General features: G+C 65.7%; 11 protein-coding genes and 5 tRNA genes. 7 read left to right on the forward strand and 9 right to left on the reverse strand.

The annotated features are described in order from the left end of the window. Positions 1-10: 10 nt before the first annotated feature. A tRNA-Leu gene (locus EO139_RS15895) sits at positions 11-95 on the reverse strand. A gap of 266 nt (positions 96-361) precedes the next feature. Here EO139_RS15895 and EO139_RS15900 point away from each other — a divergent pair. Then, the gene (locus EO139_RS15900; protein WP_126971428.1) at positions 362-1,657 is read left to right on the forward strand and encodes a PAS domain-containing sensor histidine kinase; all 1,296 of its coding nucleotides are present in this window, start codon (positions 362-364) and stop codon (positions 1,655-1,657) included. 127 nt (positions 1,658-1,784) lie between these two features. Here EO139_RS15900 and EO139_RS15905 read toward each other — a convergent pair whose 3' ends face one another. The 5 genes from EO139_RS15905 to EO139_RS15925 all read right to left on the reverse strand — a co-directional run bounded on the left by EO139_RS15905 (position 1,785) and on the right by EO139_RS15925 (position 2,913). Beyond that, positions 1,785-2,222, reverse strand: a complete 438-nt coding sequence (locus EO139_RS15905) for a hypothetical protein (RefSeq protein WP_126971430.1) — start codon at positions 2,220-2,222, stop codon at positions 1,785-1,787. 228 nt (positions 2,223-2,450) lie between these two features. Next, positions 2,451-2,526: transfer RNA gene (locus EO139_RS15910), tRNA-Lys, on the reverse strand. 83 nt (positions 2,527-2,609) lie between these two features. Next, positions 2,610-2,686, reverse strand: a tRNA-His gene (locus EO139_RS15915). A 31-nt stretch (positions 2,687-2,717) separates the two neighbouring features. Beyond that, positions 2,718-2,794 (reverse strand) — tRNA-Arg (locus EO139_RS15920). Positions 2,795-2,836: 42 nt separating this feature from the next. Continuing rightward, positions 2,837-2,913: transfer RNA gene (locus EO139_RS15925), tRNA-Pro, on the reverse strand. A gap of 152 nt (positions 2,914-3,065) precedes the next feature. Between EO139_RS15925 and EO139_RS15930 the strand changes: the two genes are divergently transcribed. Beyond that, the gene (locus tag EO139_RS15930; RefSeq protein ID WP_104582303.1) at positions 3,066-3,827 is read left to right on the forward strand and encodes a Bax inhibitor-1/YccA family protein; all 762 of its coding nucleotides are present in this window, start codon (positions 3,066-3,068) and stop codon (positions 3,825-3,827) included. 143 nt (positions 3,828-3,970) lie between these two features. Here EO139_RS15930 and EO139_RS15935 read toward each other — a convergent pair whose 3' ends face one another. The 3 genes from EO139_RS15935 to grxC form a co-directional block, all read right to left on the reverse strand. Beyond that, the gene (locus EO139_RS15935; protein ID WP_104532882.1) at positions 3,971-4,978 is read right to left on the reverse strand and encodes an isocitrate dehydrogenase; all 1,008 of its coding nucleotides are present in this window, start codon (positions 4,976-4,978) and stop codon (positions 3,971-3,973) included. Between the two features lie 370 nt (positions 4,979-5,348). Further along, the gene (locus tag EO139_RS15940) at positions 5,349-5,744 is read right to left on the reverse strand and encodes a carboxymuconolactone decarboxylase family protein (protein WP_104582302.1); all 396 of its coding nucleotides are present in this window, start codon (positions 5,742-5,744) and stop codon (positions 5,349-5,351) included. Then, positions 5,741-6,049, reverse strand: coding sequence for a glutaredoxin 3 (gene grxC / locus EO139_RS15945; protein WP_104582301.1), 309 nt, complete (start codon positions 6,047-6,049; stop codon positions 5,741-5,743). The genes EO139_RS15940 and grxC overlap by 4 nt, the downstream gene beginning before the upstream one ends. Positions 6,050-6,137: 88 nt before the next feature. On the opposite strand from grxC, the gene EO139_RS15950 reads away from it, so the two are divergent. The 5 genes from EO139_RS15950 to ppx all read left to right on the forward strand — a co-directional run bounded on the left by EO139_RS15950 (position 6,138) and on the right by ppx (position 13,918). Beyond that, positions 6,138-7,844, forward strand: a complete 1,707-nt coding sequence (locus tag EO139_RS15950) for a M48 family metalloprotease (protein ID WP_180496891.1) — start codon at positions 6,138-6,140, stop codon at positions 7,842-7,844. 171 nt (positions 7,845-8,015) lie between these two features. Next, a complete protein-coding gene (gene phoB / locus EO139_RS15955) occupies positions 8,016-8,705 on the forward strand; it encodes a phosphate regulon transcriptional regulator PhoB (protein ID WP_104582300.1) in 690 nt (229 codons plus the stop codon). A 77-nt stretch (positions 8,706-8,782) separates the two neighbouring features. Beyond that, a complete protein-coding gene (gene phoR / locus EO139_RS15960) occupies positions 8,783-10,111 on the forward strand; it encodes a phosphate regulon sensor histidine kinase PhoR (RefSeq protein ID WP_164739231.1) in 1,329 nt (442 codons plus the stop codon). Between the two features lie 121 nt (positions 10,112-10,232). Continuing rightward, the gene (gene ppk1, locus EO139_RS15965; protein ID WP_104582478.1) at positions 10,233-12,335 is read left to right on the forward strand and encodes a polyphosphate kinase 1; all 2,103 of its coding nucleotides are present in this window, start codon (positions 10,233-10,235) and stop codon (positions 12,333-12,335) included. Between the two features lie 62 nt (positions 12,336-12,397). Continuing rightward, a complete protein-coding gene (gene ppx / locus EO139_RS15970; protein WP_026064255.1) occupies positions 12,398-13,918 on the forward strand; it encodes an exopolyphosphatase in 1,521 nt (506 codons plus the stop codon). The last annotated feature ends 72 nt before the right edge of the window (positions 13,919-13,990 follow it).

Here is a 13,990-nt window from a genome sequence, read left to right on the forward strand (position 1 = left end):
CCGCACTGCATGGTGCGAAAGGGGGGACTCGAACCCCCACGCCTTGCGGCGTCAGAACCTAAATCTGGTGCGTCTACCAATTCCGCCACTTTCGCGATGCTGCAGTTGCCCGGCCATTGTTGCAGGGATGCCGGCAAAGAAAAAGCATCGCGGGCGTAATGATGCCGCCCATTGGCCGCGAATGGATGCCGCCTGCCGGTGCGGGCAAACTGACCCCAGCCGATGCCCCACCCGGCGCGCCGACGGTAAACGCATTCATCATGCGAGGCATCACCTGCGCGCGCCCTGGTTCGCTCCGCTAGCGTTGGGTAAAGCTGAGATTAGCTAAAATTCCGTTAACACCTGAGAGGCAGTCATCGCGATGAGAGATCGGTATCGGCAAATCGTGGCGCTGTCCCGCGATTGCATCAAGGAGATCGACCTCGACGGGCGGATTACCGCGATCAACGTCAATGGCCTGACCGAATTGGGTGCCAGCCACCAGGATCAGCTGATCGCGCGGCCATGGCGCGAGCTGTGGCCACCGGAGGCGGCCGAGCTGGTGGACGCGGCGATCGCCGGCTCCCGCGCCGGTTCGATCCAGGAGTTCGAAGCTGCCAGCGTGAACTTCGCCGGCGTGCGCCAGATCTGGCAGGTCGTCACCAGCCCGCTGTTCGATGCGCTTGGCAAGGTCGAAGCGATCCTGGCCGTGAGCAAGAACATCTCCGACCGCCGAGCGCTGGAGATCGCCTTCCGCACGCTGGATTCGACCCTGGCGGCAGAGCGCGCGTTCTCCAACGGCGCGCTGCGGCTGGCACGCGCGCGCGAACATTCGCTGTCGACCGAGCTGCACAGCCTGCGCGACCTGCAAGAGCGCATCGAAGGCGATCTGGACATCGCGCGCGCCGCGCAAGGCGCTGCCGAAAAGATTTCCGAGCAGGCGCAAAAAGGCGAAGCGGTGGGACAGCTGCTCGCCGGCGTCGTGCACGATTTGAACAACGTCCTGCAGGCCGCCACCTCGGCCATCGACCTGGTGGTACAGCGCGCCAGGATCGACGCGCACGACGCCAAGCTGTTGGGCGTGGCCGATGCGGCGCTTCAACATGGCTCGGTCATGGCCCAGCGTCTGGTCGGCTTTTCCCGGCAGTACCCGTATAGCCCGGAATCGGTGGATCTGGCCGCCCTGACCGAACAGCTCGGCCCATTGCTTGAACAGGTGATCGGCGCAGACCTGCACCTGCAGCTGCGCACCGCCGAAGGCGGATGCTGCGCCATGGTCGATCGCCACACGGTGGAACGCGCCATCTTGAACCTGGTGATCAACTCCCGCGATGCCTGCCGACGGGGCGACGTCATCCGCGTGGAGACCGGCGACACCGTGGTCGCCGAGGAACAGGCCAACCTGGCCAGGCCGGCCGGGCACTACGTCACCATTGCCGTGGCCGACAACGGGCATGGCATGGATGCACACGTGCAGGCGCATCTGTTCGAAGCGTATTTCACCACCAAGGATGCCGACAAAGGCGCGGGCCTGGGGCTGGCACAGGTGTACAGCGCGGTCTGCCAGGCGGGCGGCTTTGTCGAAGTGACCTCGGCGCCCGGCCAGGGCGCGTGTTTTACGCTGGCATTTCCGCGCATGCAGCAAAGCCAGCCGCCCGCGCCCGCTGCATTGCCGTAAGGCGACCACGGCTGCCGTTGCCCGCAGCTGCCTTGCGCATCGCAGCGCATCACCAGCAGGCGTATCGAAAGCGCCGTCCGACGCAACAGGGAACGTCTTCCTGCGCATCCTGGGGAGCGCTGGCGGCCTATCCCCCGGCCCGGGGAGACACTGTCAGGCGCGACCACATCAGCCAGACGATCGCGGCGCAGGCACTGCCTGCCGCCAGCCCGCACTGCAGCAGCGTCAGCATCACCGCGCGATCGGACAGCCACGACCAGCCACCGATGATCGCCAGCAGCAGCACCATCACGCCGGCCGAGAGCAGACCGCTCGAAGCACCGATGCCGATGTGGAACACGGGGTTGGGCCGGCGCGCGCGGTACAGCCAGGCGCAGGTGCGCGCGCATAGCCATCCCGCGGCAGCACAGGCAATCACCGGCAGCACCAGCGCATACGACCAGGCGACGATCGGCAACACGGTCTGCAGATCGAGCCGGCTCCACCGCGCCAGGCCCAGCAGCCCACCCAGCGGGGGACCGACGATCGCGAAGACGCCGATCTGGCCCAGGATGGAATGCCGCATTACTTCAGACACATCAGTCCTCATTCGCCTGCGTTCATCCGGGCGGGGACGGCCATCGGTGGCGATTGCGCACCTGACGCAGGCAATCCATCGCGCCGGGCCGGGAGGGCCACTGCGGTTGCGCGGCCACCGACCGGGACGACGACAACGCTGCAGCCAATCCCTGCACCATCGCTTTCCTCAGCACAAAAAGAAAAGCACCTAGGCTGCTGCCTAAGTGCTTTTGTTTGGTGGGCCGTCAAGGATTCGAACCTTGGACCTATTGATTAAGAGTCAACTGCTCTACCAACTGAGCTAACGGCCCTGAAACTGGTCGCACATTGTATGCGCGTTTTTGCCTCGTTGCAACACCCGCGATGCATCGGGTCCAACTTTTCCTGCAATCAGTGGGGTGGCTGAGGGGACTCGAACCCCCGACATCTGGAATCACAATCCAGTACTCTAACCAGCTGAGCTACAGCCACCACTGAAACCTACTTCCTACCGCACCGCCGATGGCGCGCCCGACAGGACTCGAACCTGTAACCGCCGGCTTAGAAGGCCGGTGCTCTATCCGGTTGAGCTACGGGCGCCCGGACCGAACTTCGCATTCCCACGCCGTCAAGAGCTCGGAATGGTCGGGGTAGAGGGATTCGAACCCCCGACATCCTGCTCCCAAAGCAGGCGCGCTACCAGACTGCGCTATACCCCGGCGGGACCTTTCAATCCCGAAGGCTGGAAAGGTCGGCTATTTTGGGAATGATTGGCCTTGCTGTCAATCACTCTGTGTAAATTGGACGATCCGGTATCCTCACACCCATTGCTCGCCAAGTCGGCAGGCACCTACATTCATGGAGAATACGCATGCGTAGCGGCAATCCCGCCCTTCGGGAATCCACCTTCCTCGACCTGGGCTCCGGCGCGGTGGTCACGCGCGACGGTCAGGCGATGACCCTCAACGGTACCGTCAACAAGACCGGCCTGCTATTGCTGATGGCGGTACTCACTGCCGCCTTCGCCTGGTCGCAATCGATCGGCGCCGATGGCATGCCGCTACCGGCAGCACGCCTGTACATGATCGCCGGCGCGATCGGCGGACTGGTATTCGCACTGGCGACCAGCTTCAAGCCGACCTGGGCCCCGGTCACCGCGCCGCTGTATGCGCTGGTGGAAGGCTTCTTCCTGGGTTCGATCTCGGCGGTGTACGAGGCGCGTTTCAACGGCATCGTGTTCCAGGCGGTGTTGCTGACCTTCGGCACGATGTTCGCGCTGCTGTTCGCCTACCGCAGCGGCATGATCAAGGCCACCGAGAACTTCAAGCTGGGCGTGGTGGCGGCCACCGGCGGCATTGCGCTGGTGTATCTGGCGACCATCGTGCTGGGCTTTTTCGGCGTGCGCATTCCCTTCATCCACGACTCTGGCCTGATCGGGATCGGCTTCAGCCTGTTCGTGGTCGTGGTGGCCGCGCTGAACCTGGTGCTGGACTTCGACTTCATCGAAAGCGGCGTCGAACACGGCGCGCCCAAGCACATGGAGTGGTATGGCGCGTTCGGCCTGATGGTCACGCTGGTGTGGCTGTACATCGAGTTCCTGCGCTTGCTGTCGAAGCTGCAGTCGCGTAACTGAGTGGAAAATCGGGAATCGGGACTGGGGAATCGCAACAGCGACCCCTTCGCCTGATGGCGTGACACTGGCTTCAAGCAACCCGCTTCCAGCAAAAAGAAAGGGCGCCGTCGGCGCCCTTTCTCTTGTGCGACCTACCGGCGCGCTCAGAGGCGGCTGGCGATGGCCTTGGCGAAGCCCATGGTGTTGCCGGTGCCGCCCAGGTCGGGGGTCAGCGCATCCTTGGCTTCCAGGGTGGCCACGATCGCTTCGCGCAGGCGCTCGGCGTTCTGCGGCTGACCGATGTGGTCCAGCATCTGCGCGGCACCCAGCAGCAGTGCGCACGGGTTGGCCTTGCCCTGCCCTGCGATGTCCGGCGCCGAGCCGTGCACGGCTTCGAAGATCGCCGCGTCCACACCGATGTTGGCGCCCGGGGCCAGGCCCAGGCCGCCGACCAGGCCGGCACACAGGTCGGAGATGATGTCGCCAAACAGGTTGGTGGTCACGATGATGTCGAACTGCTCCGGACGCATCACCAGCTGCATGCAGGTGTTGTCGACGATCATTTCCTGGAACTCGATTTCCGGGTACTGCGCGGCCACGTCGCGTGCCACCTTCAGGAACAGGCCCGAGGTCGACTTGATGATGTTGGCCTTGTGCACCGCGGTGACCTTCTTGCGGCCGGTGGCGCGCGCCAGGTCGAAGGCGTAGCGCACGATGCGCTCGGAGCCCTTGCGGGTGACGCGGGCGCCGGAGAACGCGGTCTCGCCATCCTCGGACACGGTCTGGCCTTCGCTCAGGTAGGCGCCTTCGGTATTCTCGCGCACCGTGATCAGGTCCACGCCATCGGCGAAACGCGACTTGGTGTTGGGGAACGACTTGGCCGGACGCACGTTGGCATACAGGTCGAACTTGCGACGCATGGCCACGTTGATCGAGCTGAAGCCTTCGCCGACCGGCGTGGTCAGCGGGCTCTTCAGGGCCACCTTGTTCTTGGTGATCGAGGCCAGGGTGGACTCGGGCAGCAGATCGCCGTGCTTTTCCAGCGCGACCAGGCCAGCGTCGGCGTACTCGTAGGTCAGGCCAGCCTGCAGCGCGTCGAGCACGAACAGCGTGGCATCCATGATCTCCGGGCCAATACCGTCGCCGCGGATGACCGTGATTGTCTGCGTCATAACGTTGGGTTTCCGAACTTGAAGGGGGGAGCGCCAGCCGCAATACCCGGCAGAGCGGCGCAAGGAGGTTTCACAGGCAATTATGCCCGATGCCGGTGAAGGCGCCCAAACCGACCTTGGTCTAAGAGCGGCCCGGATGACTGCTGCAGAAACCCGGTGCAGTCAGTGGCATCAGACAACCGCAGTGCGCGCCCGCAGCCTCCAGGCGCACCAGGACTCAGCGTGTGGAGGCGCTCTGGACGCACCGCCCCAGCCTACGGCCGGCACCGGACAACCAGAGCGCACAAAGTCAGTGCCGCCGACTAGGGCAGCAAGCGCGCGCCCGCTTTTACGAATCCCGAATCACCACTCCCGACTCCCGCTCGACACATCAATCGTGCGCGTGCTGCGCCGGTGCCTGGGCGCCGCCCTCGAGCTGGTCGAGGAAATCCACCGCGCGACGCAGATGCGGGATGACGATGGAGCCGCCAACCACCAGGCCGACCGAGAAGGTCTCGAAGAACTCTTCGCGGGTCACGCCGGCTTCCTTGCACTGGGCGACGTGGTAGCTGATGCAGTCGTCGCAGCGCAGCACCATCGAGGCGACCAGACCGAGCAGCTCCTTGGTCTTCACGTCCAGCGCGCCGGCCTGGTAGGTCTGGGTGTCCAGCGCAAAGAACCGGCGCACCACCTGGTTGGGCTCGGCCAGGATGCGCTGGTTCATGCGCTGGCGAAATTCGGTGAACTCGCGCAGACGGTCGTCGCTGCTGCCGTCATGCTCACTCATGCCTGGCCGCCTGCAGTGCCGGCCAGCAACGGTTCGAGCTTGCCGGCCCGGTGCATGGCCATCATGTCGTCGTAGCCGCCCACATGGACGTCGCCGACGAAGATCTGCGGCACGCTGGTGCGCTTGGCCAGCGCGACCATCTTGTTGCGCTCGGCCGGGTCCAGGTCGATGCGCACCTCGGTCCAGGTCCGGCCCTTGCTCTTGAGGAAGTTCTTGGCCGCCACGCAGTACGGGCAGATCGCAGAGGAATACAGGGTGATCTGCGGGCCGGCGGCCGCATCCTGCACATTGGGGTCTTGGCTCACGGGAAACTCCGCGGTTGGTCTGAGGTCTGACAATGGTACCGGGCGACTGGAATTTCCATGTCGTCACCGCAACACTGTGGATTAACCGATGATTCACGCCATCGCGCCGTGCTGCCCGCATGCTCCGCGCATTACCTGGGAGTTCCACTTGCGCCTGCTACCGCTCGCCACTGCCCTCACGCTGGCCGTTGCCATGGGCGTGGCACCCGCGCAGGAAAACCGCCTGCCCGACATCGGCTCGTCCGCCGGCGAGCTGCTGACCCCGGCGCGCCAGGCCGAGTACGGCAAGATGATGCTGGCCGAGTTGCGCAACTACGACTACGTGCTGGACGACCCGCTGATCACCGACTGGCTGCAGACCATGGGGACCCGGCTTGGCGCCAACAGCGACCAGCCGCAGCAGCCGTTTACGTTCTTCATGCTGCGCGACCGCCAGATCAACGCCTTCGCCACGCTGGGCGGCTATATCGCGGTCAATGCGGGGCTGGTGTTGACCGCCGAGCGCGAGGACGAAGTGGCCGCGGTGCTGTCGCACGAAATCGCCCACGTCACCCAGCAGCACGTGCTGCGTGGGGTGGAGCGGGCCCAGCGCGACCAGATCCCGATCCTGCTGGGCATGCTGGCAGCGGTGGTCGCCGCGCAACAGGCCGGCGGCAATTCCAAGGGCGATGCCACCATGGCCGGCATCACCAGCGCGATGGGCCTGATGCAGCAACGCCAGATCGACTACACCCGCTCCAACGAATCGGAGGCCGACCGGCTGGGTATCCGCACGCTAGTGCGCAGCGGCTACGACGTGGATGCAATGGCCGGCTTCTTCGAACGCATGTCGGTGGCAATGCGCGCCAACGAGGGCGGCTACAGCGCGCCCGACTTCCTGCAGACCCACCCGGTCACGGTCACGCGCATCAGCGAGGCCAAGGCGCGCGCCGAACAGATGAAGAAGAACACCGTGGTGCTGACCACCTCGGTACCGGGCGGAACGCGCCAGGAACGGGTGGACCCGGCCGACCCGTCGCTGTCTGAACCGCTGAGCCGCAACGGCAACGCGATCCTTCCGTATGCGCTGCGGCTGCCGGTGGATGCACTGAGCCGCGGCGACGACCAGCAGAACTTCGACTGGGCCAAGGAGCGCCTGCGCGTGCTCAGTGCGACCACGCCGGATGCGGCGATCCGCGAATACGAGACCCTGCGTCGCAGCAACAAGCACGGCCTGACCGATGCCCAGCGCTACGGCCTGGCGCTGGCGCGCCTGCGCAATAGCGGCGGCCGGCCGAGCGAACCGGTGGCCGAACTGACCAGCCTGCTGGAGGCGCATCCGGATAATTTATGGCTGACGCTGGGCCTGAGCGAAGCGCAGGCGCGGGTGGGCCAGCGCGAGGTGGCCAATGCCCGCTTCGACGCACTGCTCAAGCAACTGCCGAACAACCGCGCGGTGGCGCTGACCTACGCCGGCGCGCTCAACGAGCAGGCCAGCAAGGAGTCCGGCCAGCGCGCGCGTCAGGTGCTGGAGCCGCTGCTGCATCGCAGTAGCGAGGATGCCTTGTTGCAACAGACCTACGCACGCGCCTGCGAGCTGTCCGGCGACCATCTGCGCGCCAGCGAGGCCTATGCCGAATCTGCGTATCTGAACGGACGCCCGGAACAGGCGCTGATCCAGCTGGAAGCGCTGAAGAAGAAAGATCTCGACTATGTGACACGGGCTCGGGTGGATGCGCGCATCGCGGCGATCACCCCGAGCGTGCTGGAACTGCGCCGGCAAGGGATTCGCGACCCGGATCTGTCGACCCGCTAGTGCTTGTGACGGTTGGCACAACGGTCATCCCGGCGTGCGCCGGGCGTCCCGCACTGCGCCCGCCACCGGTGCAGGCCGCTATTGCCGAGGGCCTGGTCACCGCGCATGTCACATTAGAGTCACAAAACCGTAGTCTACTGGCGATCACCAAAGCCAGACGGTAAGCCCCGCGTGCAAAAACGCATTCTGATCGTCGATGACGAACCCGCGATTCGCGACATGGTGGCGTTCGCGCTGCGCAAAGGCGAGTTCGAACCCATCCATGCCGGCGATGCCCGCGAGGCGCAGACCGCCATTGCCGACCGTGTGCCGGACCTGATCCTGCTGGACTGGATGCTGCCGGGCACCAGCGGGCTGGATCTGGCGCGGCGCTGGCGCAAGGAACAGCTGACCCGCGAGATTCCGATCATCATGCTGACCGCGCGCGGCGAAGAGAACGACCGCGTCGGTGGCCTGGAAGCCGGGGTCGACGATTACGTGGTCAAGCCATTCTCGGCGCGCGAGTTGCTGGCGCGCATCCGTGCGGTGATGCGCCGCACCCGCGAGGACGACGAGGACGGCAGCGTGTCGGTGGGCCGCCTGCGCATCGACGGCGCCGCGCACCGGGTGTTTGCCGGCGACGCGCCGGTGCCGATCGGCCCGACCGAATACCGCCTGCTGCACTTTTTCATGACACATCCCGAGCGCGTGTACACGCGCACCCAGCTGCTGGATCATGTCTGGGGCGGCAGCGTGTACGTGGAAGAGCGCACCATCGACGTGCATATCCGCCGCCTGCGCAAGACGCTGGAACCGTTCGGCCTGGAAAACATGGTGCAGACCGTGCGTGGCTCGGGCTACCGTTTCTCTTCGGCAACCTAGTGGTTGCCGCACAGCCGGCCGGCCACGCAGGCCAGCCGGCTCGCACGCCCATCTGACGCCCGGTGGTAACGCCTTCCATGCCTCGACATATCCGTTCCGCCTGGCTCAAGACGCTCGGCACCCTCGCGCTGTTGCTGGGCGCTGCCGTGCTGGTCGGCGTGCTGATCGAGCATGTGTGGATGGCGCTGACGCTGACCGCCCTGGGCGTGCTGGCCTGGCATTACTGGCGGCTGCGCCAGGTGCTGCGTCGCCTGACCGCCCGGCAGCGCGCCGAACCCGCCGCCGGGATCGGGGCCTGGAACGAACTGGACCGCCTGCTGTATCGCAGCCAGGCCGAGATGCGCGGGCGCAAGCGTCGCCTGATCGAAATGCTGCGAACTTATCGCGCCGCCGCACAGGCGCTGCCGGATGCGGTGGTGGTGGTGGATCGCAACAGCCAGCGCGTGCAGTGGTTCAACCGGGCCGCGGGCGGACTGCTCGGCCTGCATCATCCGGGCGACATGGGCGTGTCGGTGGTGGAGCGGCTGCAGCCGTTGCCGCTGGCGCACTGGCTGGCGGCCGGCCGCAATGCCGAACCCATGCTCGACGCCGCCTCGCCGGTGGATCCGGACCTGCGCCTGAACCTGCGCCTGATTCCCTACTCCGACGATTACTGGCTGCTGGTGGCGCGCGATGTCAGCAAGCTGCTGCGGCTGGAGCAGGTACGCCGCGACTTCGTGGCCAACGTCTCGCACGAACTGCGTACGCCATTGACGGTGGTGCATGGCTACCTGGACATGCTCGACCCGGAAGACTTTCCCGATGCCGGCCCGATGCTGGCCGAGATGCGCAAGCAGTCGCAGCGCATGGCGCAGCTGGTCGAGGACCTGCTGACGCTGTCGCGGCTGGAATCGCAGGAAGAACTCGGCGAGGAGCACGTGGCGATGGCGCCGATGCTGTCAACCCTGCGTCGCGAGGCCGAAGCGCACAGCCAGGGTCGCCACACGGTGCATGTGCTGGACGAGGCCGGCGTGGACCTGCTCGGCTCCAACAAGGAACTGCATAGCGCCTTCTCCAACCTGGTCACCAATGCGGTGCGCTACACGCCCGGCGGTGGCACGGTGACGATCCGCTTCGTGCGCGAGGGCGATGGCGCAGCCCTGGCGGTACGCGACACCGGCTACGGCATTCCCGCCTCGCACCTGCCACGCATCACCGAGCGCTTTTATCGCGTGTCCAGCAGCCGCTCGCGCGAGAGCGGCGGCACCGGGCTGGGGCTGTCGATCGTCAAGCACATCCTGGGACTGCACCAGGCGCGCCTGGAAATCGAAAGCGAAGTCGGACGCGGCAGCGAATTCTCATGTCATTTTGTCGCTGCGCGCGTCGTACAGCGCGATCAGTCCCTGCCACTGTCACGTTCGGCGTGATATGTAAGGGGTGCGCGCCGCAACGCGGTGCGATGCCCGCGCGCCGGACGCGCTGCATTGCCTGCGCTGCGACCGGCGCGCTGTCACGCCGCACACCATCTCCGTCTTGATGACCGATTCCATGGGCCACGCCAAACACTTGCACGACATCACCCCTTCCGAAGACGTCGCCACCGATCCGCTGCGCGATCCGTCGCTGTACATCAACCGGGAACTGTCGCAGCTGGACTTCAACTTCCGGGTGCTGGCACAGGCGATGGACGACCAGGTGCCGTTGCTGGAACGGCTGCGCTTCCTGTGCATTTCCTGCACCAATCTGGATGAGTTCTTCGAAATCCGCGCGGCCACCGTGCGGCATGCGCAGGAATTCGGCCTGCCGCCGGCACCGGACGGGTTAAGCCCGACGGCCATCCTCAACGCGGTGCACGACCGCGCGGCCAAACTGGTCGAGCAGCAGTACCACGTGTGGAACGAGGTGCTGCGCCCGGCGATGGAGACGGCCGGCGTGGCGGTACTTGGGCGCTCGACCTGGAATTCGCGTCAGAAACGCTGGCTACGGGCCTACTTCCGCAACGAGATCATGCCGGTGCTGTCGCCGCTGGGTCTGGACCCGGCGCATCCGTTTCCCAAGATCCTCAACAAGACATTGAACATCGTGGTGGTGCTGGAGGGCCAGGACGCATTCGGGCGCGCCGGTCATCTGGCCATCGTGCGTGCGCCGCGGTCGTTGCCGCGCATCATCCAGCTGCCGGCGAGCCTGTCGCCGGAGGGCGCGCAGAGCTTCGTGTTCCTGTCCTCGGTGCTGTCCGAGTTCGTCGACGAGCTGTTCCCGGGCATGCAGGTCAAGGGCTCGTATCAGTTCCGCGTCACCCGCAACTCCGAACTGGTGGTGGACGAGGAAGAAGTCGAGAACCTGGCGTTGGCCTTGCGCGACGAACTGGTCACGCGCGGCTACCGCCCGGCGGTGCGCCTGGAGATCGCGCACGACTGCCCGGCACCGATCATGCGCACCTTGCTGCAGAACTTCGGCCTGAACGAAAACGCGGTGTATCGCATTGTCGGGCCGGTCAATCTGAGCCGCGTCATCCAGGTCTACGACCTGGTGCAGCGCCCCGAACTGAAATATCCGTTGTTCAATCCGCGCACCTTGCGCGACACCGACGGCATCTTCCAGATCGTCAGCAAGGGCGATGTGCTGTTGCACCACCCCTTCGATGCGTTCACCGCGGTACTGGACGTGATCCGTCAGGCCGCGGTCGACCCGAACGTGCTGGCGATCAAGCAGACGCTGTACCGCACCGGCAAGGACTCGTTGATCGTCGATGCGCTGATCCTGGCTGCGCGCAACGGCAAGGACGTCACGGTGGTGGTGGAGCTGCGCGCGCGCTTCGACGAAGAGGCCAACCTGGGCCTGGCCGACAAGCTGCAGGAAGCCGGCGTGCAGGTGGTGTACGGCGTGGTCGGCTTCAAGACGCACGCCAAGATGCTGCTGATCGTGCGCCGCGAGGGACGCAAGCTCAAACGCTATGTGCACCTGGGCACCGGCAACTACCACAGCGGCACCGCGCGCCTGTACACCGACATCAGCCTGATCACGGCGGATGTGGAAATCGGCAACGATGTGCACATGCTGTTCCAGCAATTGTCCGGGCTCGCGCCGCGCATGAAACTGGAGCAATTGCTGCAGTCGCCCTTTACCCTGCATGCCGGCGTGTTGAAGCGGATCGAGCGCGAAACGCGGCTGGCCCGCAACGGCCGCCCGGGCCGCATCATCGCCAAGATGAATGCCCTCAACGAGCCGCAGGTGGTGCGCGCGCTGTATACCGCCTCGCAGGCCGGTGTGCAGATCGACCTGATCGTGCGCGGCGCGTGCACGCTGCGGCCGGGCGTGCCCGGCGTCTCCGACAATATCCGCGTGCGCTCGATCGTGGGGCGCTTCCTGGAACATAGCCGCGTGTACTGGTTCGGCAACGATGGCGCGGCAGAGCTGTACTGCGCCAGCGCCGACTGGCTGGAACGCAACCTGCTGCGCCGCGTGGAGACCTGCTTCCCGATCCTGGATCCGGATCTGGCCAAGCGCGTCTACCGCGAAGTGCTGCAGAACTACCTGGACGACAACGTCAACGCCTGGGAACTGGATGCCGAAGGCGTCTATCACAAGCGCGTCCCCGGCCCTGGCGAGCCGGCACATTCGGCGCAGATGACCTTGCTCGAGCGGATCTGAAGGGGCGCGGGCGCGGCCCCTCACGGGGCCAACGGCCCATCGGCTACCATGCGCCCATGCCAATGCCCTCCCCCACGATCCCGCCCCTGCGCGATGGCGATTTCCTTGCCGCCATCGACTTAGGGTCCAACAGCTTCCACATGGTCATTGCGCGCTACCTGATGGGTCAGCTGCGTGTGGTCGATCGCCTGCGCGAAACCGTGCGCATGGCCGACGGCCTGGATGGCAAAGGTGGCATCTCCAACGAAGCGCGCCAGCGCGCGCTCGAATGTCTGGCGCGTTTCGGCCAGCGTATCCGCGAAGTACCATCGTTGCGCGTGCGCGCGCTGGCCACCAACACGGTGCGCCAGCTGCGCTCGCCGCAGGCGTTTCTGATGCCGGCCGAAACCGCGCTCGGGCATGCGATCGAAGTGGTCAGCGGACGCGAGGAAGCGCGCCTGATCTATCTCGGCGTTGCGCATGCGCAACCGCCCAAGCCCGATCAACGCCGGCTGGTGATCGATATCGGCGGCGGCTCGACCGAGTTCATCATCGGCCGCGGGTTCCAGACCCTGGAACGCGAGTCCCTGCAGGCCGGCTGCATCGCCAGCACGCGGCGCTTCTTTCCCGGCGGCAAGCTGTCGAAGAAGAAATGGAAGGATGCGCTGACCGAGATCGGCGCCGAGTTCCAGCAGTTCGCCAATCAGTACAAGGCGCTGGGCTGGCACGAGGCGATCGGCTCGTCGGGCACGCACAAGGCCATCGGCGAGATCTGTGCGGCGATGAAGCTCACCAAGGGCGCGATCACTGCCGAGGCGCTGCCGGCGCTGCGCGACGAACTGCTCAAGGCCAAGCGCATCGAGGACATCCAGTTGCCCGGCCTGGCTGCCGAACGTCGGCCGATCATCGCCGGCGGCATTCTGGTGCTGGAAGCGGCGTTCCAGGCCCTGGGGCTGGAAAAGCTGATGGTCAGCAAGGCGGCGATGCGCGAAGGCATCCTCTACGACATGCTCGGACGCGGCGGCGAAAACGACCCGCGCGACAGCTCGGTGGCCTCGCTGGTGCAGCGTTACGGCATCGACGAAGTGCAGGCGCAGCGCGTGGAGGCCACGGCCTGCCGCCTGTTCGACCAGGTCTGCGAATCCTGGCAGCTGGATGGCGACGACGCGCAGGTGTTGCGCCGCGCCGCCCGCCTGCACGAGCTGGGGCTGATCATCGCGCACAGCCAGTATCACGTGCACGGCAGCTACATCCTGGAGCACTCGGATATCGCCGGTTTCTCGCGGCAGGAGCAGCAGGTACTGGCATCGCTGGTGCGCACGCATCGGCGCAATGTGCCCAAGACCGCGTTCGATGCGCTGCCGGATCGGTTGCTGCTGCCAACCCGACGCAAGGCCGCACTGCTGCGGCTGGCGGTGCTGCTGCATCGCGCGCACGAATCCGACCCGATTCCGACCCTGGAACTCACCGCCGATGACACCCGCCTGTCATTGATCCTGTCGCAAAGCTGGATCGACTCGCGCCCGCTGCTGCGTGCCGACCTGATCGGCGAAGTCGAAAGCATGGCCGGGCTGGGGATTGCGTTCAAACCGTTTGTGACCTGAGGCCTGCGGCCTCAGGCGGGAATCGGGAATGGGGATTCGGGAATAGTCGACCACGGAGCTCTGAGAAGTTCT

The organism is Xanthomonas sp. BRIP62411, assembly GCF_003993525.1.
GTDB lineage: Bacteria > Pseudomonadota > Gammaproteobacteria > Xanthomonadales > Xanthomonadaceae > Xanthomonas > Xanthomonas euroxanthea.